The following is a 25,283-nucleotide window of genomic DNA, read 5'->3' on the forward strand; positions in this document are numbered from 1 at the left end:
CCATTTGGACCGCGAAACGCGCCCTCGAATATCGAATTGGACCCCGGAATTCGCTATGTCGCGCACGGACGCGCGCGCGAGGAACGCGACTTGAGCGATCAAGAGCTGATCTGCGGACTCTTCGAGGCGCTCAACAAGATGCCTCCCGAATGGTTGGCTGCTATCGCAGGCGGCGTCTCTGCCGTAATGGCAGCACTCCGTCTGAAGGCAGGAGGCCCCGTAGCCTTGGTGGCCGGTGTCATCACCGGCATTGCCTTCGCCTTACTACACCTCTACGACTCGAACCAAAAGGTCCGAGATGCAGTAAATGGGTTCGTTCAGGACCTGCAAACTCGCTTCGGCCCGATGATCGATGAATCCCCCGCGCTCGCTTCCTCTACTCCAACCCCAACCCAAACTCCAACTCTTCTAGACGCCGAGCAACTCCTAGACGACTACCACGCCACGCCGTGGATGTGGGAAGCGTTCGAGGAACCACCCGCCGATCGTGGACGAGACAGGTCGTCGACCATATCGATCCTCGTAAAGCGCTGCCTTGAAAAGGGTATGACAACCGATGAGGCGTTCATCGTCCTCACTCATGCCGCGTGCAACAAGTGGCCAGAACACCCCCACCGACTGTGGGAAGACATCCTCCGGATCGCAAAGAAGATTAGTTAGCCGGCCACTTTTGATAATTGCGGCGGGAAGTGTCCTCATGCTGGCACAACCAGGCACGCCCCGCTATACTGGGAATGGCTCAGAAACAGCCACCGCTCTATTTACGATAGGCAGGCTCTAATGCCGCAAACCAAGCCCTCAAACGAAATCCTCTACACCGTCCCTGAGGTCCGAGACGGCATCCTCAGGGTCAGCCACTCGACCCTGTATCGGATCATCAGGAGTGGGCAATTAAAGCCGATCAAGATCGGTCGCACTACTCGCTTCCGTGAGTCTGAGGTCAAGCGCTACTTGGATAGCCTCGAAGCAAAGCCGCTAAGTGAAGCGTCAAACCAAAGCCACTAAGCATAGGTAAACCCCCACTCAGAGTCGCCCGATCAAAGCATTCTGAGTGAGGGTTTACCAGGGGAGAGGAACTACTGCCTTGCAGCCTCCATTATCAGTTGACCAGCGGCTACGCCATCTTGCCGCCGCCTTGCCCAACACGGCGGGCGTCGTTATGAGGCGCGCTGACGGGACAGGGAAGAGCGTAGAGCAACAACAGCTCGAACTAGAAGAACGCCTATTATCGGAAGAGCTTACGCGCCGCAGAGTTAAGCATAGGGCAAATGAGATCCAAGACGATGCCCTGTTCACTCCCCCGGATGTCCCACCTCCAACTCTTGCGGACGAGCTTGCGCTGCCTAATGACGGTCCAAAGTATGCCCTTGATGAGCTGCTGATTCTGGGCGGGAACGCGCTTATTACGGCCCGGCGAAAGACCGGCAAGACCGTACTCATTGCCAACCTCGCAAAGTCATACGCGGACGATGCCCCGTTCCTGGGATGTTTTAAGGTGACGCCCCTTCCCGAAGGGCAACGAATCGCCATCTTGGACTATGAACTAGCCGAGACTCAGTTCCGTGATTGGGCCCGTGCTCTTCATATCCAGAATGCCGATCGTGTTACGACGCTGCATCTGCGGGGACAGGGCTTCAAACTCACAGCACCGACCGCTCAGAAGTGGCTAGTAGAACACTGCAAGCGTCTCAACGTTGGGGCTATCATCTGCGATCCCTACTCGCGTGCATTCCGAGGATTCGGGAAGTCAAACGATAACGATGATGTAGGTCGCTTCACAGACACGCTCGAAGAGGTCAAGTACCAGATTGGCGCACGTGAGCTCTACCTCACAAACCATATGGGTTGGGGGGAAGAGGAGCGATCCCGGGGTGCATCTGCACTTGAGGATTGGCCGGATGCTCTCTGGCGGCTCACGAAGAACGAGCGAGATTCCGATAGCTCTCGGTACTTCTCGGCGCCCTTAGGTCGGGGTGTCGAACTCGAAGAAGGAAAGCTCACGTTCAACCCGGTCACTCTCGAACTCATCTACGGGAGCGGGAATCGCACAGACGAAGCGCACAAGCGGGTAGAAGACCTAGTGCTCGACTACGTTAGGGATCACCCGGGAGCATCCTCTAGCGAGATCCAAAACACGGTCAAGGGCGCAAGCAAGGAAGACATCGGAGACGCTAAGTCACGTCTAATTGGCGACGGACGATTGCGCGTAGAGAAGGACGGACGGACGCACAAGCACTTCGTGACTGTGATGAGGATGCGGGGGGTGGCGGTCCGTGGCGCGTAGTTCCCTCCGATCATCCCTCCGCATGGTCCCTCGCCGCCCCGCATGGTCCCTCGGGTCGTCTTCGCAGGTCAGGGCCGATCATCCCTTGGATCCCTCGATCATCCCTCCATAAGGTCCCTTGGATCCCTCGACCTATAGGGAGAGGGGGATGGAGGGAGATCAAGTACGGACGCGCCGCCCGACCAACAAGGTAGCTAACGAAGCTAAGGACGTAAGCCCAATGAAGCTCCGACTCAACTTCTGCGAGCCGCTACCGGAACCAGAAAAGGCTACGCACAACGGCATCTGCCCGATGTGCGACGTCTACATCTCGAAGAACCGGTCATGGGTCATGAAGCTACCAAAGCCTATGGCACCTCGGGTTCACCTAAAGCGTGCCGACAACGGACGCACGTACTGGCTAAGCGCGGACACCGGGAAGCCCTACAACTATGACGGTAGCGCTATCCGGGATCACCCACGTTGGTACGTACATGAAAAGTGCTACCCAAAGGCAATCGATGTCATCCGGTCGCAGAACAACTCCGACCCACTACTCCTACCCCACTATCCCACTCCGAACCGACCAAACCGACGACCAAGGGGTAGCTAACCAAAAAGGAAGCTAAGGAGGTGAGCACAAACCATGTCCTTCCTCGACCGATTCTTCCCACAGGAACAGCGAAAGCAACCGTTCAAGTGGGTCACGGATGAAGAGTGGGAACGCTATACACAGCAAGCAAGACAAGAGCGAGCTATCGCCAACCCAAAGCTAAACCCAAACTCGATGAGCAACAGCAACCGCAGTGCCCGCAACCGAAGTACTCCGCGCAACCCATCCCGCACACGCGGTGGCTGTCCCGATCCGCAGAACGCAACCACCCAACCTGGCCCCGAGTGGCCACCCCGACCACAACCACAACCGACCAAGGAAGCCAACATGAGGTATCCACGTTGCGTGATCTGCGGTGGGTTGATCGAAGACCTTTCCACGCTTCGTATGACTTTCTCCAAGGATGGTCGCCATGCGTCCTTCTACTGCGACCACCACCCATTACCACCCCCTCTCACACAAGAGGTCGCCGACAAGCTCACCGGCTCGATCATGTGGGCCATAGAGCACGAACCCGAACCCACGCCCGAACCCGAACCCGAACCGCAACCACAACTCCAACCGTTAGGAGGATCTGCCATCTTGCGCGATATCAGCCGCCGGCAACGTTCGTACTGAACTACTGAAGTGAAGTGAACTGAACTTCTGGGGAGAGGTTCTATCCAATGAGCACTGCCACTATCGACACCGACCCGCGATTACCTAACCTTCCCACTGAGGAAGAGGTGATCGAGCACTACGAATACATCACGCACCGCTTCTCGGAGGAGCACGCACTACACACTCTCTCGTGGGATGAGGGCTCATCGTTGACGCGCCGGAGCTACGGAGCTTGTCTCCATCTCAGGGACCAGATCCTGGCCGCCGCACGAGAAGACATCGGCTCGATCAGCGCGCATCTTTGGTCAAACATGATGCACACTCGGTTGTGCCTGGCTTGTTCGAGACAAGCCCAGGCTATCGAGCGCACTATGTGTGGCACCTGCGGCCACCCAAACCCACACCAATTTGATCCCGTCAAGGGCAGGTGGGAATGGCGGCTCTCCGCACGGAAGTGCGCCGTGAACGTCATCAGTCGACCGCCGCTTCTCTTGCATCTCCCGCTGTGCTATCGCTGTGAGCGGTTCATTGCACGCTATGAAGCCCACCGCGTTGTGCTCTCGCCAAATCCGTTGGATATCCCGTAGGCTCAATCACGGCGCTTGCCGACCAAAGCATAAGGACCAGCTATGCCAGCAAAGAGCGACTATCGAACGTACGATTTGACTAGCCCCCTCGCACAGCGGTCAATCAGGTTTCTAGAAGACCTCCTGATGGAACACCCGGAAGGGTTACCCGCTAAGGATGTCCTCTACCTTGCCGACAACGCAGGTATCAGCGAGCGACGCGCCCGGATAGCTAAGGCAGTTCTCAACGTCACGTCGCACAAGGAACCCGACTGTTGGGTCTGGTTCCTCTCGCCTGGGCATATCCGGGTATCGCTTCCCGAACCGGACCCGTTCTCCTACACACCGCGTGGCAGCCGACCCACGATGCACCCCCCGGCTGTGCCCAATCGCAGCCCCAACCCGCCCAACTATCCGCATCCGATGGAACAGCACCCGCTAGACGATGCGGTCAGGGAATGGGCACGGAAGAGAGGCCACCCGATCCCGAACAACGGTCCGATCCCGCGATGGGCCGTGGAGGGCTACGAACGCGATGCGGCTAAGCCGATCAAGCGGATCACTGAGGTTTCGTATCAGTCTTACTGTCCACGGTGCGGTAAGCCCTCAGCGATGCTGACGCGAAGCGTAGAGGTCAGGGAGACCGAAGATGGAGTCAGCTACGGCATCCCTGACCACGGTTCGGAAGTTCGGTCCGTGCTGTGCGAGGGATGCAAGGTTGCCAAAGTCCAAGACAAGCGCCAACGCGTCGAAATGCAGATCGAGACGTTGGAGTACTACAAGCGCCAAATGGCAGCCGGCGACCCCAACACGCATGAGATTTGCAGTGCCGATCTGAGAATCCAGGAGTTGCGGCGAGAGCTCGAACGATTCGAGGAGTTGATTGCACATGCCTAGGTACATCTACACCCCGTACGTGCTCGGAGAGTGTGAGCAAGTCGAGCTTTCCGTCCGAGAGACGATCTACGCCAACGAAGCGGGAGAGTTCAGCCGCGACCCGGGTTACCTTCGTGGCCGGGGCCGGGAGGTAGCTAACGAAGCTAACGCGACTGTCAGTCTGCCGGAGGGCATCCGTTGGGATTCCACGGACGAAGCCGACCTTGCGCGATTGTATGAGCACTACCGCTCGCTTCCCAAGGAACGCAAGCGGGAGCTAGCGACCGTCCTGGAATCGATGTTCCCTGAGACGTTCGAAGCCCTCATCGAGTACATCAACGCAACCGGGGAAAAGGCACTCGCCATGAGTGAGTATCAAGAGTTCGCTAGGGATTTAGGAGTTGACCTCGATGAGTGGTGAGTATCTTCGCAGCGGAGCAACGGGTCGGTTTAGCTCAAGCCTTCCGCTCTCACAGTCGGACGATCTCGGCGACGACGATCCCCGCAAGGGTTACACGCCTGGTATTCGTGTCGGGGGTGCACCCAAGTGGGAGGAGACCGCCATTGGCGGTGCCTCCGGTCGGCGGGAAGCCCTCAAGAAGGAACTCACACCGGAAGAGCGGTTCTTCGCAGGAACCGATTTCGCCATGGCCGCCGGTGATGTGCCACAGGGAGCGTTAGGCCCAAACCCGCTCGACCCCGATACCGATCCGCAGTGGTATCAGAACGAGCTGAACGCCGACCGCATCGCTGAGGAAGAACGACTCAGCAAGGATGCCGAGTTTCAAGCTATCAGCGACGCTATCGCCGGTAGCTAGCAATAGAACCTTAGGGAGATGAGATCATGTCAGGAATCAGGGCAGTTTTCGAAAAGGGACCGGTTACCTACTCGGCTAGCGTCAATATCCGGGGTGGGCAGCTTGTCGAACCGGACGAGTTCACCGCACGGATCAAGCCGACCGCAGGTGCAACAACGGCTTGTCTCGGCGTTGCCATGGTAGATGCCGCCGGTGTCTCACATTCGGTTGCCGACACTCAAGACCCTTGGGGAAATACTGTTGTGACGGCGACTCTCGTCCCGAACGAGGTTGCCGTGGCGTGGCAAGGCGTTTGGCGTCTCAAGAATGCGGCGACCGGAGTGGGATCGGGAGCGATCGGCTTTGGTGACAGGGTTGTGACTGCCGCTAACGGGGAAATCATGCCGTACATCGCCCAGGACCTAGATTTGATCGTCGGTACCTGTGTCGAGCCCGGTGGGATTGCGCCCGGGGCGGAGGGCAAGGTCATTCTTGGTCTTGGATAGTGCTACGCGCTACGCTCAGGTTGCTGGTCGGATTTCGTACTCATGCGTGATCGCGATTAGCCCTCAGAGGCCGCCGGATAGCTGCGGCTATCCGGCGGTCGCATGTTCGCCTATCCTGGACACCGGGCGTGGTGGGCCTTCTCTCAATGGTCGAGGTCCATTCCGCCCAACGGTTGGTCGCTTTCCGATCGGCCCTTCCATACGGCGAACCGGGTATGAGAGTGGAACTCATGCCCGGTTTGCCTTATCCGGGAGATGCACCGATGCCTGCGCTTCGTCCTGGCCCTCACAATCTAGGGCTTGATATGGAGCAGATGCGTCGGCTTCTCCACAAGATATACAAGGCCGGTGGATGGTGGCGGCTTTCTTCTCCGTCTTGGGATGAACCGTGGCAGGAACGCAGAGAGTTCGCAGAGCGGTTACGACTCGCGGGCCACAGTGCGGGCTACCGGGTCGAGATCCTTAAAGGCAAAGGCCCGCACGATCAGGAGTTCATCTACGTGAGACCAAGTAGGCCGCAGGACGCGATCAGAGGACGCCATGCGCAAGAGGAAGCTCATTAACGGCGTCGCGCTCATCGTTGCGGCGCTGAGTCTCATCACGATGTGCGGTATAGCGACTTCCGGGCCAAAGCGCCAACCCACACAACCGCTTCCCACGTACAGCATCCCGACGCCATACCCGACGTACGTCTACGATCCCGAGGACTACGACGTCGACTTGCCGAACGTAGACGTGCCTGACGTTGACCGACCACGTTTCTGCAACCGAAAGTGGTACTGCTAGTCGGGGCTTTTTGGTTGGCTTCGTTAGCTACCCCGCGAACAGACACCCCCGCCCGCCGCGTTCGCCCCCCTCTGTGCCCGATTGCAGCCGCCCACCTTCTCCGCTGAGCGCCGATCGGGTGGTGGCCGGTGTGGTGGGGAGGGTGGGCCGCTACAGAGGCGCTGAGAGCCCGCTACCCGCGTTCCCCACGCGGCGGCAGGTCGGCGAGCTGCTGGCGTAGCTCATCGAGCTTCCAGCGGCGGTGGCCAGAGGGCAGCACCCGGGACGGCCGGACGTAGCCCTTGTCCGCGTAGCGGATCAAGGTCATGCGCGAGACGCCAACGGCCTTCGCCGCCTCTGCGGTCGTCAGCTCGCGCTCTGCCACGCGATCACCGTAGGTCGTCCTACGGGCGAGTTGCGCCTAGTGATCGAACTGTGTGATGTGGGCGACCTGGGCGAGTTGTGCGACCCTGAGGACTCGACCACCGACCGCACACGGGGACTCGCGATGAGCAACACCTGGCACGACTTCGCCGCCGAACTCGGGACCATGCCGGACGTGATCATGCGACTGTCCACAGTGCACACAGCCGACGATCAAGGGCTGTGCCGGGCGTGCACGACCCCGGGTCGCGGGACACCTCGGGTGCCGTGGCCCTGCCCGCTGGCGACGCTCGCGGCACAGGCGAGCAAGACCCGCCGTCGGTAGCGTGCGCCGGACCATGAACCTCCCGGGATGGGTTGATCAAGCCGTACTTGTGATCGTCTGCCTCCTGATCGCAGCGGGCGTCCTCGTGCTGGTGCTCGTGGTCGGCTGAGATGCCCCGTCCTGGCGCTGAGCGCCACGGAGACGGCCTGAGGGAGGCCGGTCGGTGTGTCCGGTGACGGGACGCTCACGGGGGCTGAGAGACGGTCGCTCGCCGTATCCGGACGTTCATTGACCGAAACGATAGTGATTTCGAGTTTGAGGTCTGAAACCGAAATATCCTTTGCGGATGGAGCGCGGTTAAGATTGATCAACTCGAAATTTCTTCCGAACGATCAACTCAGCTCACGAAGATCGTTTGGAAACAATCAAGCTACAGAATCAACGCTCACGCACGAAACGCAACAAGCTAGTGTGATTCGTTGGTCGAGCGATCTTGTGTGATACAGAGCTTCTGAGAGCTTGATCTCTTTGACTGATCAGCAAGATGCATCGATTTTCGATCACCATAGATCAACTAATACAACATCATGTTGATCAGAAGAGATCAAGTTCAAGTGATCAAGCAAGTTAGATGTTGTAGATCAACACATCATAGATCAAGAGAACATATGAATGATCTTTAATTCATGTTCTAAGTAGACACAAGACACACAAGATCTACACATGAGTTGTTGCTGTTCAGAGTATGTGTTGATCTCATGTGTAGATCAGTTGAGCACATCAGACTAACAAGATCAAGTTGCTCTGAACTCTGAGATCACACACTCAATCGTGACACACTTGATCACTTGTTGATCTCACTCAGTAGATGATCTAGTTTTGGGAGCACTCTCAGGGAGCAGAGTGTACAGATGATCTCTGGTGAGGTGAGGTGAGCTGAGATGACTCTTCGCAGGTCAGCATGGTGACCAGAGGTGGGGAGTGGTGACCACAGATGGCCCCTGGTCTTGCTTCGGGACGAAGAGGTCGCAGGTTCAAATCCTGTCACCCCGACCAATGACCGGCCTGGTCAGGAGCATCTAGCGAAGCTCAGGGCCCGGCCGCTCTGCCGGCCCCGCTCCGCTGCAGGTCGCCGACGCGATCTCGCTCCACCGCCGAGAGGGCAACGGTCAGCGGACCGGCGCCGTCGGGCCGCGACGCGCGAAGCCCACGGCGGCGGTGACGACGCCGAGGAGCGCGAGGACGGTGACGAACGCGAAGGCGGCGTGGAAGCCATCGAGCCCCACACCGGCGACGAGCACGGTCGACACCGCCGCGACACCGACGGCCCCGCCGATCTCGGTCGTGGTCTGGACGAGTCCGGATGCCAGCCCGGTGTCCGACGGGGCGACCCGGGACAGTGCGCCGAGCTGCACGGCGGGCTCGCAGAACCCGAAGCCGACACCGGCGAGCAGGAACGCGGGCAACAGGTCGGAGACGAAACCGGCGTCGGCGGGGATCCGCGCGAGCCACAGCGCGCCGACGGCGACGAGACCCAGCCCGACGAGCAGCAGCGACCGGACCCCGACCCGACCCACCAGCCGGGCGCCCGCCACGGCCGCGACGACGATCGTCCCCGTGGTGGCCACCCACGCCATACCGGCCTGCCACGGCGAGTAGCCCAGCACCTGCTGCATGAGCAGGGACCCGACGAAGATGAACGACAGCAGGGCACAGAACCCGAGGAACGCGGTGACGTTCGCGGCCACGAGCGAGCGGTTCCTCAGCAGCGCGGCCGGCACCAGCGGGCCGTCCGACCGGGCCTCGATCCGCACGAACAACGCCAACAGCACCACCGCGGCACCGGCCAACGCCAGGGTCGAGACGGACGACCAGCCGTGCTCGACGGCGTGGTGCGCGGCGTAGACCGCCAGCAGCAGGCCCCCGGTCACCGTGGTCGCCCCGGCGACGTCGAGGCGCCCGGTCCGGTCGCCGCACCGGTCGGGAGCCAGGAACAGCAGGACGACCGCGATCAGCACTACGCCGATCGGCACGTTGACCAGGAACGACCAGCGCCAGCCGGGCCCGGACGCGAGCAGCCCGCCGAGGACGACCCCACCGCTGGCGGTCACGCCGCCGACCGCCCCGAGCAGGCCGAAGGCCCGGTCCCGTTCGGGGCCCTCCGCGAACGTGACCGCCAGCAGGGACAGTGCCGCCGGGATGATGAGGGCGGCGCCGAAGCCCTGCACGCCGCGGGCCGCGATCAGCTGCACGGCGTCCTGTGCGGCGCCGGCCAGCAGCGAGGCGGCGGTGAAGACGGTGAGCCCGGCCAGGAAGACCCGCCGGCGGCCCATGTGGTCGGCCAGCCGCCCGCCGAGCAGCAGGAACCCGCCCAGCAGCAGCCCGTAGGCGACGACGACCCACTGCAGGGTGCCGTGACCGGCCCCGAGGTCGTGCTGGATCGAGGCCAGCGCCACGTTGACGACGGCGGTGTCGAGCCCCGCCATCGTCGTCGCCGCGCACGTCAGCGCGAGCACGAGCCGTCGCGGGGCCCGCCTCACCTGCCCGGTGGTGGTGGGCGCGCGTCCCGGCTCGGACGTCTCGGTGGTCATGTCGATGCCTGCCTCTCCTGATCTGGGGCGTGGGGACGTTCTCAGTGTTGTGCAACCTGACGATTGCACATGTCCGGCTTCAGTGCAACAGTTAGGTTGCAGTTGGTGCCGGACCGACGGCGGTATCGGCCACCACGTCCGGGTCGGGTCGGCCGGCCGGCCGATGCCCGGGCACGGCGGCCGCGCGCACGCTTGGCCGACCCACGACCTGAGGAGCGCCCGTGCGCGTCAGCATCGGCCTCACCGCTGCACCGCGAAGGAGCACAGTGAGATGACCATCGAGAACGCACCCGAACCCGCCGTCACCGACCGCGCCACCTTCGAGGCCGGCGTGGCCGACCTGCGCACCCGGGAGAAGGCGCACACCCGGGCCGGCGACGCGATCGCCGCGGCCCGCCGCCGGATGCCCGTGGTCGAGGTCGACGCTGCCACCACGCTGATCGGCCCCCACGGTCCGACCCCGCTGATCGACACGTTCGAGGGCCGCGCCCAGCTGATCGCGTACTACTTCATGTGGTACCCCGGCCGGCCCGCCGCCGAGCAGTGCGAGGGCTGCACCTGGAACAACACCCAGGTCGACGAGCTGTCCTACGTCCACTCCCGGGACATCACCTACGCGGTGTTCTGCCAGGGCCCTTACGCCGAGTCCGTCCGCTACCACGACTTCATGAACTGGACGATGCCCTGGTACTCCGCGCAGCAGTCACTCGACACCCTGCTGGCCGGGCGCCGGATCGGCATGATGCACGTCATCTGCTACCTGCGACGGGACAACCGGGTCTTCGAGACCTACTGGACCACCGGGCGCGGCGTCGAGGCCGTCGACATCAACTACCGCCTCATGGACCTCACGATCTACGGACGCCAGGAACCGTGGGAGGACTCGCCGGAAGGGTGGCCCCAGTCCCACCTCGAGGACACCCGCACCAACGGTCGTCCCACCGCCCAGTGGTCGCGGATCAACGCCGGGCGCTCGGACAGCCTCACCGGATAGACCCGGGCCGCCACCACCGGCAGCGATACCGAAATATCGCAATCCGCGCGGCCCAGCGGTTCGGTGTCCTGCAGGAGCCCGTAGGAGTCCGGTAGGTGTCCGGTCATGTGCCCTGGGCGGAGCCGAGCGCAACGTTCAACACTCCACGCGTGTTCATGAGCGTCTGCTCGGCGACGTGCTGCGAGCCCCGGCTCAGGGTGTCGAACACGGTCACGGCCGATCACGATCAGCCCGGTCGACGGGATCAGCCCGACGAGCCGGAACAGCCGACGGGGCGCGAAGCACGCGCCGTTCACCAGCGATGGTTGAACGCGGTCGCGGGGAAGGACGCACACCGGCTGCTCGAGGACCTCTACAGCCTGCGTCGCCGGCGGCGAAGCGCCGGCGGACCTGCGGACGGCCCGACATGACCGAAAGCGTTGAGCTCGCGTCCACCGCGGTTGTTCAGGAAGCTGCCTGCGAGTACGGAGAAGATGTTGTCGGCAACTCGCACAGGCTAGGAGACGCGTGGTGACGTCGATCGAGCTTCCGCACGGAGTCGTGGATTTCCGGGTCGCCGGTCCGGCCGACGCGCCCGCACCACCGGTCCTCTTCGTCCACCCGTTCCTGATGGACGGGTCGCTCTGGACGGGTGTCGCCGACCTGCTCGCGGCGCAGGGCATCCGCTCCTACGCGCCGGACTGGCCGCTCGGCTCGCACCGCACCCCCGTGAAGCCGGGAACCGATCAGTCGCCGCGCGGCGTCGCCCACCAGATCCTGCGGTTCATCGAGGCACTCGATCTCCGCGATGTCACGCTCGTGGGTTGCGACACCGGTGGCGCGCTGTGCCAGTTCCTGCTCGACACGGACCCGAGTCGGATCGGCCGGGTCGTCCTCACCAACTGCGACGCGTTCGACACGTTCCCGCCGTTCCCGTTCAACGTCATGTTCTTCCTGCTCAAGGGCGAGACCAGGATGAGGATCAACCTGCAACCGATGCGATGGCGCGCCTTCCGGCACTCACCCTTGGGGATGGGGCTGCTCGCCAACGAACTCGACCCCGCACAGACACGGTCCTGGATCGAGCCGAGCCTCACGAACGGTGCGATCCGCGCCGACGCCGTCCGGTTCCTCAGGGCGGCCGAACGCAAGGATCTGCTCGACGTCTCGACCCGGCTCAGCGAGTTCGCCGGTCCGGTCACCATCGTGTGGGGCACCGCCGACCGCGCCTTCACACCGGAGCTCGGCCGTCGGCTGCAGCGCGCCTTCCACAACGCCCACTTCGTGGAGGTCCCGAACGCCAGGACCCTCGTCGCACTCGACGCTCCACGACAACTCGCCGACGCCATCGCCGTCAGCACAGCGGCATAGCCCGCCCGCGGTCAGAGCCGGCATCAAGATCCACATTCGGTCGCGCTCCACTGCGCCGTTCCGTCGGTGCGGCGTGCTCGCTCGTCAGTGCGGAGCAGATCCTGCGGGGACGTCCGCCAGGGCGGCGGCGGCCCGGTCGAAGGCGCGGATCCTGGCGGTCTCGGCGGCGGAGAGCCAGAGGAGGCGCCGTTGGTATGGCGGGGCGTCGTGGATGGGCACGTAGGCGACGTCGGGGCGGACGTAGTAGCTCGTGAACTGGGTCGACACGGGATAGGTGCCCATGTCGGCACCGATGAGGGCGAGCATCTCCTGGGTCGTGGCGAAGCACGGCCCCCGCTCGACGGGCCGGCCGTCGAGCCTGTGCGGGGGGAGGAGCGTCTGATCCCAGTAGTCGGAGATCGCCGGCGGCGTGCGGAGGACCTTGGTGCGGGCGATGTCGGAGAACGACACCGACGGTCGACGGGCGAACGGGTGCCGGGCCGACACCGCAAGCAGCTGGGCCTCCTCGACCAGCACGCTCCCGGCGGTGAGGTCCGGCTGGCGGGCGCCGCGGGCGGGCAGCGTGGCGAGCACCACGTCGATCTCGCCGGCCCGGAGGGGACCGAGGCCCTCGCCGAACTGGTTCTCTCGGAGCGAGACCTCGCAATCGACGTGCTCGGCCCGGAAGGCCTCGGCCACGTCGAGGACGAACCGCCCGGACGCGGCACCGATGAACCCGACCCGCAGCGTGGCGCGGACTCCGCGGGCGGCTGTGATCGCCCGGTCGACCGCGTCCTGGACCTGCTGGTAGGCGGGCCGCAGCTCGTCGCGGAGGCGTCGTCCGATCGGGGTCAGCTCCACGCGGCGGCTGGTGCGCTCGAACAGCGGGGCGCCGATGCGCCGCTCGATCCTCGTGATCATCTGGCTGACGCGGGCGGTGGACACGCGCAGCCGCACGGCCGCCCGGCCGAAGTGCAGCTCGTCGGCGAGGGTCAGGAAGATCTCGATCTCCCGGTGCTCCATGTTCCCTGCCCCCCAGTCCGCCGGTTCGTGAACCCGCGGCTTAACGATCGTTGCGCAATTCGCCGTTGATCGCCACCGCCGTCGGGGCAGATCGTGGCCATGGTGAGTCGGACCGTTCCGACCTGGCGCGACGGGCAAGCGCGTCGGGTTCGGATGGACATCCGGCTGCGCCGATCAGAGGCGGAGCGCGATGCGATCAGGCCCGCGAATCTGGGAGGATGGCCGATCGTTGTTCACCAGATCCAGTTCGGACGGTCCCGGCGGCCGACAACCGGAGATCGACAAGAGCATGGCGACGCTGCTGCGGTCGTGGCGAGAGCGGGCGCACCTGACCCAGGAGGAGCTTGCCGAACGGGCAGGTCTGAACGTGCGGACCATCCGCAGATGGGAATCCAACGGTGATCTGCGGCGGCCGCAGGCCACCTCGCTACGGATGCTTGCCGCCGCGTTGGAGCTCACCTCCGCGGACAGGGCGTCGTTGTTCGCGGCCGCGGGCAAGGTGACAGACCCGGTCGCACCTGACGGGTCAGCAGATGGGCAGCACCCGTTGACGTCCGGCGACGTACCGCCTGCCGGCGTCGTGGTTCCGCGACAGCTGCCGGCCGATGTCGACGGATTCGTCGCGCGGACAGCGGAGCTCACAGCGCTGAACCGCCTGATCGGCGCCTACGAGGAGTCCGGCACGCGACCCATGATCGTCGCTGCGATCACCGGCACTGCCGGCGTCGGGAAAACCGCGCTGGCCCTGCATTGGGCCCACCGGGTTTCCCACCGCTTCCCCGACGGGCAGCTGTATGTGGACCTCCGCGGCTACCACCCCTCCGACGACGCGATGGAGCCTGCCGACGCAGTTCGAGGATTCCTCGGCGCTCTCGGCGTGCCGCCCACCCGCGTTCCTCCCACGCCGGACGCCCAGGCCGCGCTGTACCGCTCGATCGTTGCCGGCAAGCGGTTGCTCGTCGTACTGGACAACGCCCGCGACTCCAGGCACGTGCGTCCCCTGCTACCCGGCAGCGCCACCTGCCTGGTCGCGACGACCAGTCGTGACCAACTGACCAGCTTGATCGCGACCAACGCCGCACGCCCGCTGGGACTCGGCCTGCTTCGGACGGACGAGGCGCGGGACCTTCTGGCCCGCCGCCTCGATGCTCGTCAGATCGCAGCAGAGAGCAGTGCGGCTGACGAGATCGTCGTCTCCTGCGCACGACTGCCCCTGGCGCTCGCCATCGCCGCGGCTCGCTCCGCATCCAGCCCTCACCTCCCCCTCGGCACACTGGCCGCCCAGCTGCGCCAGGAGCGGTCCGGGCTCGATGCACTCGCCGTCGGTGACCCGTACGCGGATACGCGCGCGGTGTTCTCGTGGTCCTACCACGGGCTCGGCAGCGAGGCCGCGCGATTGTTCCGGCTGCTCGGCCGGCACCACGGCTCCGACATCGCGGTCGCGGCCGCAGCCAGCGTGGCCGGGCTGCCCGTGCAGCGGACACGGACGTTGCTCGCCGAGCTGTGCCGCGCCCACCTGTTGATCGAACACCGTCCTGGCAGGTACACCTCCCACGACCTGCTGCGTGCCTACGCCGCCGAACTCGCCCATGACCATGACGGCAGCACCGACATCCGCAGCGCTTCGCACCGAGCTGTCGACCACGACCTGCACACCGCACACGCTGCCGCGCGGCTGCTCAACCCGGACCGTGAGCCGATCTGCCTGGCACGGCCGCAGCCCGGGGTCGTCGTCGGCGACCTCGCCGACCATGCGCAGGCGATGACCTGGTTCACCGACGAACACACCACCGTGCTCGCTGCGGTCGACCGCGCCAGCAGCATCGGGCTGGACACCCACGCCTGGCAGCTCGCCTGGTCCCTGGCCGATTTCCTCAACTGGCGGGGCCACTGGCGGGTCTGGCGCGCAATCTGCCAGACCGCTCTCGACGCGGCTCGGCGCCTGGGAGACCGGGCCGGTCAGGCGCACACCCACCGCAACCTCGCCGGCGCGTACCTCTACACGAATCAGCTCGAAGACAGTTGCACCCAACTCAGGGAAGCCCTCGACCTGTACGAGCAGCTCGGAGATCGCATCGGTCAGGCCCGGACGCACTACGACCTCGGCAGGTTGTTCGGGTCGCAGAACCGCCACATCGAAGCGCGCCAACACACCGAGCGGGCTCTTGACCTCTACGTCGCGAGTGACGACCGCAACGGCGAGGCGAGAGCGCTCAACGCCACGGGACGGGACGAGGCCCAGCTCGGCGACTTCCACAACGCGCTCATCCACTGTCAGCAAGCACTGACCTTGAACCAGGAGATCGGATCTCGTCTCGGTGAGGCAACCGCATGGGACAGCGTGGGCCACGTCCACCACCGTCTCGGCGACCACGACCGCGCCTACACCTGCTATCAGCGCGCGCTCGACCTCGCCCGAGACCTCGGCAACCGCATTCTCGAGGCGGGCACCCTCGACAACATCGGTGACATGCACCTTGCTGCCGGTGACGCCGACGCGGCTCGTCTTTCCTGGCGCGAGGCGCTGTCGATCCTCGACGATCTCGGCCATCCGCACGCCGGAGTAGTTCGCACCAAGCTCACCCGGCCGGCAGCAACAGACGACGCCACCGGAGCGAGGGGACCGTTGGAGTGATCGGCGCAACTCCCCCCGGTCGAGCCGACGTGACGGACCTGGAAGGGCCCGCTACCCGCCGCCCGGCGCTGGTACTGGTCATGTCCGAGCACCCGCTCCCGATCCGCGACGTCCTCGAGGCGAGCGGGGGACGCACCGTCGATCCGCGGGGAGACGGTGCAGTGCTGTGCCTGTTCCGGACCGTGGCCGAGGCCGCCGCAGCCGTGCTGGCGGCGCAGCGGCGGTTCCCGGTCACGGCCGGCGTGCACGTCGCGGACCTGGATGCCGACGGCGACCCGCAGGCCGCGTTCCGCACGTGCGACGCGCTGGTCGCGGTGTCGGGTACGGGGCGCACGGTGCTCTCGGCCGACGCGGGGGCCGCGGTGGCCGACGCACTGCCGGCCGGCGCGTGGCTGCGGGACCTCGGATCGCGCTCCCTGCCCGGCCGGACCGGGCCCGAGCGGACCTTCGAGCTGCTCCACGACGACATCACGGGCGCGGGTTCGGCCGGCCACGCCGAACGACCGGCGCACAACCTGCCCGCGCAGCTGACCACCTTCGTCGGGCGCGCGGCCGAGCTGGCCACGCTGCGCGAACTGCTGGAGCGCCACAGGCTCGTCACGGTGACCGGGGCCGGGGGGTCGGGGAAGACCAGGCTCGCGTGGCAGCTCGCCGCCGGCATGGCGGACAGCACGCCGGCCGGGGTGTGGTGGGTCGGCCTCGGCTCGATCACCGACCCGGACCTGGTCCCGCGGGCGCTCGCGTCGGCCGTCCATGCGTTCGTCGATCCCTCCGGTGACGTTGCATCGGCTGTGGCGGCCCAGCTGCGCGGACGCCGCGCGCTCGTGTGCCTGGACACCTGCGAGCACCTGCTCGAGGCCTGCGCACAGCTGGTGCACCAGGTGCTGACGACCTGCCCCGAGGTCACAGTGCTGGCCACCAGCCGGGAGCGGCTCGGCGTGGCCGGCGAGCTGGTGTGGCGCACACCGCCGATGGAGGCGGACGACGCCGCGCGGCTCTTCGACGATCGCGCCGCGCTGGTGCGTGTCGAGCCGGCCGATCCCGGCGAGGAAGCGGTGGTTCAGGCGATCTGCCGTCGCCTCGACGGCCTGCCGCTGGCCATCGAGCTCGCGGCGGCGTGGACGCGCGTGCTCACCCCGTCGGCGATCGCGGCCCGGCTCGACGACCGCTTCCGGCTGCTCGTCGGTGGTCCGCGCGGCGTGGACGACCGGCACCGCACGTTGGCCGCATCGATCGCGTGGAGTCACGACCTGCTGGCGGCGTCGGATCAGGCGCTGTTGCACGAGCTGTCGGTGTTCTCCGGAGGGTTCACCGCCGAGGCCGCCGCCGCGGTCTGCGGGGACGACACGCTCGCCGGGATCACCCGGCTGATCGACAAGTCCCTCGTGGTCGTCGAGACCCGTACCGCCGAGCGGTTCCGCCTGCTCGACTCGATCCGCGAGTACGCATCGCGCGAGTTGCAGGCGGCGGGACGGTCGGCGGCGCTGCGCGATCGCCATCTCGACTTCTACGTCGCCTTCGCCGAATCCGCCGCGCCGTGGTTGGAGCGCGATCAGGACCGATGGCGCGTCGCGCTGCTGGCCGAGCACGACAACCTGCGCGCCGCGCTGGAGTGGGGATTCGCCGCGCCCGATCCCGGCCGCGCCCGGCGCCTGGCGGCCGCACTGGCTCGGTTCTGGTTCCTGACCACGCACGTGCGGGAAGGCCGGGACTTCCTCGACCGGGCGCTTGCCGCCGCGCCAGAGGACCGGACCACCCTCCAGGCGTCCCTGCTGTCCGGTGCGGGGCTGCTCGCCATCGCCGGTGCACTCTCGGCCGACGCCTGCCGCCTGGCCGAGCGGGCGCTGGCGATCGCGGACACCCTCGACGACGACGCCAACCGGGGGCGCAGCCACTTCGTGCTGGCCGCGGGACTCTTCTACACGGACCGCAAGGCGATGGAGCGGCACGGTCGCGAGGCGGAACGGTTCGGCCTGACGGCAGGCGATCCGTTCGCCGTCGACGCCGGATGCGTGCTCCGGGCGCGGGCGCTCACCAACATCGACCGGCACGCCGAGGCGGCGTCCGTGGTCCGAGGCCGGTACGCCGCTGCCCGGGCACGGGGCGAGCGCGCCGTCGGCGGGTTCCTGCTCGCGGTGGAGGTGTGGGCTGCGCTGTTCACCGGGGACCTGCGCACGGCGACGAGGCTCGGGCGGGAGGCGGTGGCCACGACCCGTCCGCTCGGTGACCTGTACTCCTTCGGGCACATGACGGTCAACCTGGCCTGGGTCACCGGGCTCCGCGGTGACCTCGCCGCCGCCGAACGGTTGCTCAAGCCGATCCTCGGCACGGTCAGCGCCGCGGCCGGCCCCGAGTTGTTGGCACTGTTCGCGCTGGTGCCGGGCAAGCTGCGCCTGTGGGCGGGCGACCACACCGAGGCCGTGCGGTGGTTCGAGACCGCCGCCCGGTTCGCCGAACCGGTGACCGACAACTGGCACGTCGCGCAGGCGCTGCCCGGACTCGCCGCAGCGCTGCGCAGGCTGGGCCGTCCCGACGAGGCCCGCGTCCACGCCGAGCGGGCGTTGCGGCTGGCGGCCGCGCTGGAGCTGCCACACATCCGGGCGGACGCGCTCGAGGAGCTGGCGTTCCTCGCCGCGACCCCGGGGGCGGAGGAGGACCTGCACCACCAGGCCCTGGACGTTCGCACGGAGGCATCGCTGTGGACGTTCGTCGTGCGCAGCTACGACGCCCTCGCCGGCTGCGCGGCGACAGCGGGCGACCCCCGCAAGGCCGCTCGCGTGCTCGGCGCGAGCGACGCCGCCCGCGCGAGCATGGATCATCCGCGCCCCCCGGTCGAACGGCCGGATCACGACGGGCTGCTGACCCGGCTGCGCGCCGACCTCGGCGCCGCCGAACTCGCCGACGCCATGGCGGAAGGAGCGGCGCTCTCGCGCGACGACCTGCACGCCTACCTCGGCCGTTCGCGCGCAACCCGGCGGCGACCGGTCACCGGGTGGAACGGGTTGACCCGCGCCGAACGCGAGGTCGTCGCCCTGGTCGCCGACGGCCTCACCAACCCGCAGATCGGGGCGCGGCTGTTCATGAGCCGGTCGACGGTCAAGACCCACCTCGCGCACGTGTTCGCGAAGCTGGGGATCACCAGCCGCGCCGAGCTCGCCGCCACGGCCGCGCGCCATGCCGACCCCGACTCCGACCCGTAGCCGCGCGCATCGGCCACCCACCACGGGCCGGATCGGCCGGCCGGCCGATGCACGGACGGACCGCCGTGTCCACGATGGCTTCACGGGGCTGCCCCTGATGACGAGGACCTTCCGTGAGCACCTCGACCAGGCCGGCACCCGTCGCATGGAGGCGATCATGAACGACCAGGAACCCAGCGCAGCCCTCCCGCCGGTGGTCGACAGAAGGACCTGGCAGGAGGCGCGGGAAGCACTGTTCGCCCGGGAGAAGGCGCACACCCACGAAGGGGACGCGATCGCGGCGGCGCGGCGTCGGCTGCCGATGGTGGAGGTCGATGCCACCATCGAGGTCATCGGCCCTCGGGGACCGATCACGATCCTCGACGTCTTCGAGGGCCGCAAGCAGCTCATCGCGTACTACCACGCCTGGTGGCCCGATCGACCCGCCGCCGAGCAGTGCGAGGGGTGCACGTTCTTCAACAGCCAGGTCCGCGAGCTGTCCTACATCCACTCCCGTGACGCCACGTACGCCACGCTCTGCAAGGGCCCGTACGAGGAAAGCGTCCGGTATCGGGACTTCATGGGTTGGGACGTGCCGTGGTACTCGGTGGAGCAGACGGCGGCGCAACTCCTGGAGGGCCGCGACTGGCAGAGCCACCACCTCGTCTGCTACGTCCGCGACGGCGAGCGGGTGTTCGAGACCTACTACACCGGAGGTCGCGGTGTGGAGATCATGTCCCCCACCCACGGGCTGCTGGACATGACCGTCTACGGACGCCAGGAGACCTGGGAGGACTCCCCCGACGGCTGGCCGCAGCCGTGGAGCTACGAACACGGCCAGCACCACTGGCGCACGAACGGTCGCCCCATCGCCCAGTGGTCCCGGATCGAAGCCGGCCGCTCCGACGAGCTGACCTGAACCCGTGGTCCAGGATCCGTCGGCTGATCTTCTGAGGAGCTCGTCGTCATGCGCGTCAGCATCAGCCTCACGAACTACTCCTGGCCCGGCGAGCCCGGGAACCCGCACACCCACGGCCGCCGGCTGGCCGAGATCGCGGCCGTCGCAGACCAGGTGGGCCTCGATACGGTCTGGGTGCCCGACCACCTCCTCCAGGCCGATCCGACCGTCGGGGCCGACGACCACGACATGCTCGAGGCCTACACGACACTGGGCTACCTGGCCGCCGTCACCGACCGGGTCCGGTTGGGCACCGCCGTCAGCGCCGTCACGTTCCGCGAACCCGCGCTCCTGATCAAGGCTGTGGACACGGTGAACGCGCTGTCCGGCGGCCGGGCATGGCTGGGGATCGGTGCCGGATACCACGCCGAGGAGGCCGACGCGATGGGCCTGCCCCTCCCGCCCGTCGCCGAGCGCTTCGAGCGCCTCGAGGAGACCGTGCAGATCGCCGCCCGCATGTGGGCAGGCGATGCCGCGCCGTTCGAGGGCACCCACTACCGGCTCACCCGACCGGTCGGGCGGCCCGCCCCGCTGCGCCGACCACCGATCATGATCGGTGGCACGGGCGAGCGCCGCACGCTGCGGCTGGTCGCCCGCTACGCCGACGCCTGCAACGTCTTCGACATCCCCGACGGCGGCACCACCGTCCGGCACAACCTCGACGTCCTCGCCCGGCACTGCTCCGATGTCGGCAGGCCCTACGCCGACATCGAGAAGACGATGGGCACCCGGCTGTCCGACCGCGAGACCGTCCACGACCTCATCGCACGAGCCCGCGAGGCCTCGGCGCTCGGCATCGAGCACCTCGTGTTCGTCAGCTCGGCTCCCTGGACACCCGCCCGCCTCGCCCCGCTCGCCGCTGCCGTCCCCGCCATCACCGAGATCGAACGCACCGCTGGATGCGGCACATCACCACGGAGCACGGCGTGAGCGACCCGGTCGTGGTCATCGGCAACGGGCCGGTCGGGCAGACCTCCGCGCTGCTGCTGGCCCGCTGGGGCATGCCGGTGGTCGCGCTCGACCAGCGCCCCGGCCGCGACGCCGTCGGATCACGCGCGATCTGCCAGCAACGCGATGTGCTCGACATCTGGGCATCGGTCGGTGCCGGCGAGCGCATCGCCGCGGAGGGCCTCACCTGGGCGACGGCCCGCACGTTCCACCGCGGGACCGAGCTGTTCGCCACGACGCTGGCGGACCCGCCCGGCTCGCGGTTCCCGCCTTTCGTCAACCTGTCGCAGTCGCGCACCGAGCAGATCCTCGACGAGTGCATCGCGCGCCAACCGTTGATCGACGTCCGCTGGCGACACCAGGTCGACGCCGTCACGCAGGACGCCGACGGGGTGACAGTCACCTGCGCCGGCGGCGCCACCGTCCGCGCCTCCTACGTCGTGGTCTGCGCGGGCCCGAGCTGCACCGACCTGCGCAACCAGCTCGGCGTCCGGTTCGAGGGCTGCTCCTTCGACGACCGCTTCCTCACCTGCGACGTCCACGCCGACCTCGGACAGGCGGCGGAACGGCACTTCCACTTCGACCCCGTGTGGAACCCCGGCCGGCAGGTGCTGATCCATCCCTGCCCCGGATCGAGCTACCGCATCGACTGGCAGGTCCCGCCCGACTTCGACCTCGCCACCGAGATCGTGACGGGCGGTCTCGACCGGCGGATCCGGCACGTCATCGGCGATGTCGACCACCAGGTCGGGTGGACGACGGTCTACCGGTTCCACTCACGGTGCGTGAACCGGATGCGCGTCGGGCGGGTCCTGATCGCCGGCGACGCCGCCCACCTGATGTCCCCGTTCGGGGCCCGCGGGCTGAACTCGGGCGTGGCCGACGCGGAGAACGCCGCGTGGAAGATCGCGTTCGTCTCCCGCGGATGGGCGCCGGACACGCTGCTGGAGACCTACCACCAGGAACGGCACGCCGCAGCCAGGGAGAACCTCGCGGTGACCACGGCCACGATGAACTTCCTGGTGCCCCCCGACGCGACGCGGGCCGCGCACCGCCGTGATGTCCTGGCGCGGGCCGCGACGGACCCCGCCGCCCACCACCTGGTCGACTCGGGCCGGCTCGCCGAGCCCTTCTGGTACACCGACTCCCCGCTGACGACCGCGTCGGCGTCGCGGCCGTTCTCCGGGCGACCCGAGCGGGGCAGATCCCCCGCCCCGGCCCCGGGGGTGCTGGTGCCCGACGTGCTCGTCGCCGACGGGACGTCCGGTGTGCGGCGGCTGCGCGAGGTCGCCCGCGAGGGGGTGCTCGTGCTGACCGAGGCCGATGCCGCGGCCGCGCGCGTCGCCGCTGCCTCGGTACCGGCCCCGGTGGCTGTGCGGGAACTCCCGAACACCGGCGAGCTCGCGAAGGCACTGGGTGTTCGACCGGGCGAGACCTGGGTCCTGCGGCCCGATGCCCACATCGCCGCCACGCTCGACCGGCCCTCTCCCGAGGCCATCGTGCGGGCGTTGCTCCGGGCGACAGCGCACATCTGAGCTACACCGCGCCTGCCCCGCGCGCGTGCTACCGGGTTCGCAGCTGCGACCAGAACGCACACCGGTGAGCCGCCGCGACGTCCACCTGATCGAACCCGGCCACCGCGAAGGAGAGCGCCCGCCCGGGCTGGGAAGGGCGCCAACCGCCGCCGGGGTCGCCGGTGCGGGCGAAGGCCGTCCAGTGTCCGATCAGCGTCTCGGCGAGGCGAGCCTGCGGCTCGGACGGGGGCGGCCGCTCCCGCATGTAGCTGTCGAAGAAGTACGGGATGTCGGCGCCGTGCCGCGCACCGTGCGGGAACCCCTCCGTGACCTCCCCGGTGGGCTCGGCGAACTCGTAGGCGTACACCGGTGCCCGTGCGGCTACGGCCTCGTCGGAGACCACCTGCCGGCAGGAGCCGTGCGTGCGGCCGTCGTCGGTCAGCGCCGTCGCGAGCGCGATGCTCGGTGACTCATACCTCCTGTGCGGGTACTCGGCCAGCACCGCCTCGGCATCCGCGCCGTAGAACTCACCGATGAGCTGCGGGTACTGCTCCGGTGTCACCAGGCCGAGCCCGTCGCCGAGCCGCGCGAGGATCAGCGACCGCATCTCGTCCCGGGTACTTCCGGCGATCATCGGCACGTGGTTGGCGTCGCCGGTCCGGAGCGCGTCCAGCGGCTGTCGGGGCAGGGTGGGGGTGCCCGCGACGGGAAACCACGGCAGGTCGGTGATCTGCGAGAGGTTCGCGTTGGAGCGGTCCGAGTGCAGCGCCGCGAGCCGTTCGGCGGGCACGGCGCGCAGGCACTCCGCGACCGCGGACGGCGGCCCGTCGACGCACCCGAGCTCGGTGCCCGCCTGCCGCGCGCGGTCCTGGGCCTCGACCGCGGTGAGGAACTCGTTCGCGCACGACCCGCTCTGGGTGATCGCCTTGTCGAACAGCCCCTCGGCGGACGGCGAGGCGAGGTGCGCGCAGACGCTGTAGGCGCCCGACGACTCCCCCCACAACGTCACGTTGCCGGCGTCCCCACCGAACGCCGCGAGGTTGCGGCGCACCCACTGCAGCGCCGCCTGCTGGTCGGCGATCCCGAAGTTGCCCGCCCACGGGTCGGTGAGGGCCGGGTGGGCGAGGAACCCGAGCGCGCCGAGCCGATGGTTGAGCGTGACCACGATCACGCCTCGCCCGCTGACCCGTCGCGGGTCATAGCCCGCGCCCCCGCCGCTGGTGAACGCGCCTCCGTGCACGAACACCAGTACCGGCAGCGGGCCCTCGGCCGTGCGCGGCACGTGGATGTTGAGCGACAGGCAGTCCTCGGCGCCGGTGGACGTCGGGGGCGAGCCCGGCGGGTAGGTGTAGCTCTGCGGGCACATCGGGCCGGGCCGGGTGGCGTCGCGCACCCCGTCCCACGGCTCCGGCGGGCGGGGCGCCTGCCAGCGCAGCTCACCGACCGGCGGCTGGGCGTACGGGATCCCCTGGAACACGAAGTGGTCGGTGGTGGCGAGGCCCTGGACCTGCCCTTCGGTGGTCCGCACGACCGCGTCGTCCGCGATCCGTTGCACCGGCGCGGAGGGCTGCGCCGGAGCGGACTGCTGCGGGACGGCGGGTGCGCAGGCGAGTGTGAGCACGGCTGCGGCCAGTACTGCGGCGGCTGCCCACACCCGCCGGGACGCCACCCGGGTCATCGGTTCTCCGCCTTCACACGCCGGTGGATGGCGATGGCGGCGACGATCGTCCAGACCATCGACAGGAGGCGGCCCACGGGCAGGAACAGGTTGGCGTAGTAGATGGCCGGAGACAGCACCGACAGCACGGCGATCGTGCCGGCGGCGAAGCCGAACCAGCGGGTCGGCGTCCCCAGCAGCCGTTCGCGGCCGAGCACCAGGGCCGAGCCGAAGACGAACACGCCGAGCAGGACGACGTTGGCGACACCACCCGCGTAGAAGCTCGCCTGGCGCAGGACCGTCACGGTCGTGTCGCTCGCCGACGCCGCGAGCACGGCGAGGATCCCCGACAGTGCGGACGAGACCACCATGGCAGCCGCCGACAGGTAGCCGACCGGCGGCAGCCACGCGTTGCCCACCGCACGGAGCGCGGGGGTGAGGCCTGCGACGAACACCGCGAAGCAGGCCACGGAGACGATCTGCAAGCCGGCGGTGATCGCGACGGCAGCCGGGTTGGCCGCGTAGAAGGCGGCCACCTCCGAGGCGGGAGAGCCGGGCAGCGGCAGCGGCCGGTCCACGAACGCCCCGGACACCGGGCCCACCGCGAGGTAGGCGAGGAGGAAACCGGTGGCGGCGAGCACGCCGGCGCCGGGCGCGATGCGGGACGGGGCACGGGTGGGCGCGTTCATGGTCTTCTCCTCTGTTCGGGGTGGTTGTCAGGGTCGGGGTGCGACCCGGCGGGCACGTCCTGCTCAGGGCGACACCTGGCGTACTTCGGTGGTGGTAGCCGGGTGGGGCGTGGAGACCTGACACGAGGGAC

20 protein-coding genes are annotated in these 25,283 nt (G+C 67.3%); 15 read left to right on the forward strand and 5 right to left on the reverse strand.

What is annotated here, in order from left to right:
• Positions 1-90: 90 nt before the first annotated feature.
• From FB558_RS33040 to FB558_RS33075, 8 genes are all read left to right on the forward strand, one after another.
• Complete coding sequence (locus tag FB558_RS33040) at positions 91-660, forward strand: threonine/serine exporter family protein (RefSeq protein ID WP_142060305.1); 570 nt, start codon at positions 91-93, stop codon at positions 658-660.
• A gap of 120 nt (positions 661-780) precedes the next feature.
• Positions 781-1,005 (forward strand): helix-turn-helix domain-containing protein, encoded by a 225-nt coding sequence (locus tag FB558_RS45835; protein WP_142060307.1) that lies wholly within the window; start codon positions 781-783, stop codon positions 1,003-1,005.
• 46 nt (positions 1,006-1,051) lie between these two features.
• Positions 1,052-2,284 carry an AAA family ATPase gene (locus tag FB558_RS33050; protein WP_142060309.1) on the forward strand — a complete coding sequence of 411 codons (1,233 nt, stop codon included), beginning with the start codon at positions 1,052-1,054 and terminating at the stop codon, positions 2,282-2,284.
• Positions 2,285-2,909: 625 nt separating this feature from the next.
• Complete coding sequence (locus FB558_RS33055; protein ID WP_142060311.1) at positions 2,910-3,494, forward strand: hypothetical protein; 585 nt, start codon at positions 2,910-2,912, stop codon at positions 3,492-3,494.
• 611 nt (positions 3,495-4,105) lie between these two features.
• Positions 4,106-4,939, forward strand: a complete 834-nt coding sequence (locus tag FB558_RS33060) for a hypothetical protein (protein ID WP_142060313.1) — start codon at positions 4,106-4,108, stop codon at positions 4,937-4,939.
• Positions 4,932-5,339, forward strand: coding sequence for a hypothetical protein (locus FB558_RS33065; protein WP_142060314.1), 408 nt, complete (start codon positions 4,932-4,934; stop codon positions 5,337-5,339). The genes FB558_RS33060 and FB558_RS33065 overlap by 8 nt, the downstream gene beginning before the upstream one ends.
• Positions 5,329-5,736, forward strand: a complete 408-nt coding sequence (locus FB558_RS33070) for a hypothetical protein (RefSeq protein ID WP_142060316.1) — start codon at positions 5,329-5,331, stop codon at positions 5,734-5,736. Before FB558_RS33065 ends, FB558_RS33070 begins: the two co-directional genes overlap by 11 nt.
• Positions 5,737-5,762: 26 nt before the next feature.
• Positions 5,763-6,221 carry a hypothetical protein gene (locus FB558_RS33075; protein ID WP_142060318.1) on the forward strand — a complete coding sequence of 153 codons (459 nt, stop codon included), beginning with the start codon at positions 5,763-5,765 and terminating at the stop codon, positions 6,219-6,221.
• A 958-nt stretch (positions 6,222-7,179) separates the two neighbouring features.
• On the opposite strand, the gene FB558_RS33080 is transcribed toward FB558_RS33075, so the two are convergent.
• Together FB558_RS33080 and FB558_RS33090 are read right to left on the reverse strand one after the other, a co-directional pair.
• A complete protein-coding gene (locus tag FB558_RS33080; protein ID WP_142060320.1) occupies positions 7,180-7,371 on the reverse strand; it encodes a MerR family DNA-binding transcriptional regulator in 192 nt (63 codons plus the stop codon).
• Positions 7,372-8,804: 1,433 nt separating this feature from the next.
• A complete protein-coding gene (locus FB558_RS33090) occupies positions 8,805-10,226 on the reverse strand; it encodes an MFS transporter (protein ID WP_142060322.1) in 1,422 nt (473 codons plus the stop codon).
• Between the two features lie 271 nt (positions 10,227-10,497).
• On the opposite strand from FB558_RS33090, the gene FB558_RS33095 reads away from it, so the two are divergent.
• Positions 10,498-11,220, forward strand: a complete 723-nt coding sequence (locus tag FB558_RS33095) for a DUF899 family protein (RefSeq protein WP_142060324.1) — start codon at positions 10,498-10,500, stop codon at positions 11,218-11,220.
• 510 nt (positions 11,221-11,730) lie between these two features.
• Complete coding sequence (locus FB558_RS33100) at positions 11,731-12,570, forward strand: alpha/beta fold hydrolase (protein ID WP_142060326.1); 840 nt, start codon at positions 11,731-11,733, stop codon at positions 12,568-12,570.
• An 84-nt stretch (positions 12,571-12,654) separates the two neighbouring features.
• On the opposite strand, the gene FB558_RS33105 is transcribed toward FB558_RS33100, so the two are convergent.
• A complete protein-coding gene (locus FB558_RS33105) occupies positions 12,655-13,572 on the reverse strand; it encodes a LysR family transcriptional regulator (RefSeq protein ID WP_142060328.1) in 918 nt (305 codons plus the stop codon).
• Between the two features lie 289 nt (positions 13,573-13,861).
• On the opposite strand from FB558_RS33105, the gene FB558_RS33110 reads away from it, so the two are divergent.
• The 5 genes from FB558_RS33110 to FB558_RS33130 all read left to right on the forward strand — a co-directional run bounded on the left by FB558_RS33110 (position 13,862) and on the right by FB558_RS33130 (position 22,827).
• Positions 13,862-16,207 (forward strand): tetratricopeptide repeat protein, encoded by a 2,346-nt coding sequence (locus FB558_RS33110; protein ID WP_170231637.1) that lies wholly within the window; start codon positions 13,862-13,864, stop codon positions 16,205-16,207.
• Positions 16,208-16,236: 29 nt separating this feature from the next.
• The gene (locus FB558_RS33115) at positions 16,237-19,407 is read left to right on the forward strand and encodes a helix-turn-helix transcriptional regulator (protein ID WP_142060331.1); all 3,171 of its coding nucleotides are present in this window, start codon (positions 16,237-16,239) and stop codon (positions 19,405-19,407) included.
• A 97-nt stretch (positions 19,408-19,504) separates the two neighbouring features.
• Entirely contained in the window at positions 19,505-20,305 is an 801-nt protein-coding gene (locus FB558_RS33120; protein WP_246106929.1) for a DUF899 family protein, read from the forward strand.
• Between the two features lie 48 nt (positions 20,306-20,353).
• Positions 20,354-21,274, forward strand: a complete 921-nt coding sequence (locus tag FB558_RS33125) for a TIGR03560 family F420-dependent LLM class oxidoreductase (protein ID WP_142060333.1) — start codon at positions 20,354-20,356, stop codon at positions 21,272-21,274.
• Positions 21,244-22,827 carry an FAD-dependent monooxygenase gene (locus FB558_RS33130; protein ID WP_142060335.1) on the forward strand — a complete coding sequence of 528 codons (1,584 nt, stop codon included), beginning with the start codon at positions 21,244-21,246 and terminating at the stop codon, positions 22,825-22,827. Before FB558_RS33125 ends, FB558_RS33130 begins: the two co-directional genes overlap by 31 nt.
• A 28-nt stretch (positions 22,828-22,855) precedes the next feature.
• On the opposite strand, the gene FB558_RS33135 is transcribed toward FB558_RS33130, so the two are convergent.
• Entirely contained in the window at positions 22,856-24,484 is a 1,629-nt protein-coding gene (locus FB558_RS33135) for a carboxylesterase/lipase family protein (protein ID WP_142060337.1), read from the reverse strand.
• A complete protein-coding gene (locus FB558_RS33140) occupies positions 24,481-25,152 on the reverse strand; it encodes a hypothetical protein (protein WP_142060339.1) in 672 nt (223 codons plus the stop codon). Before FB558_RS33140 ends, FB558_RS33135 begins: the two co-directional genes overlap by 4 nt.
• Between the last annotated feature and the right edge of the window lie 131 nt (positions 25,153-25,283).

The sequence above is a fragment of the Pseudonocardia kunmingensis genome, from assembly GCF_006716445.1.
Lineage (GTDB): Bacteria > Actinomycetota > Actinomycetes > Mycobacteriales > Pseudonocardiaceae > Pseudonocardia > Pseudonocardia kunmingensis.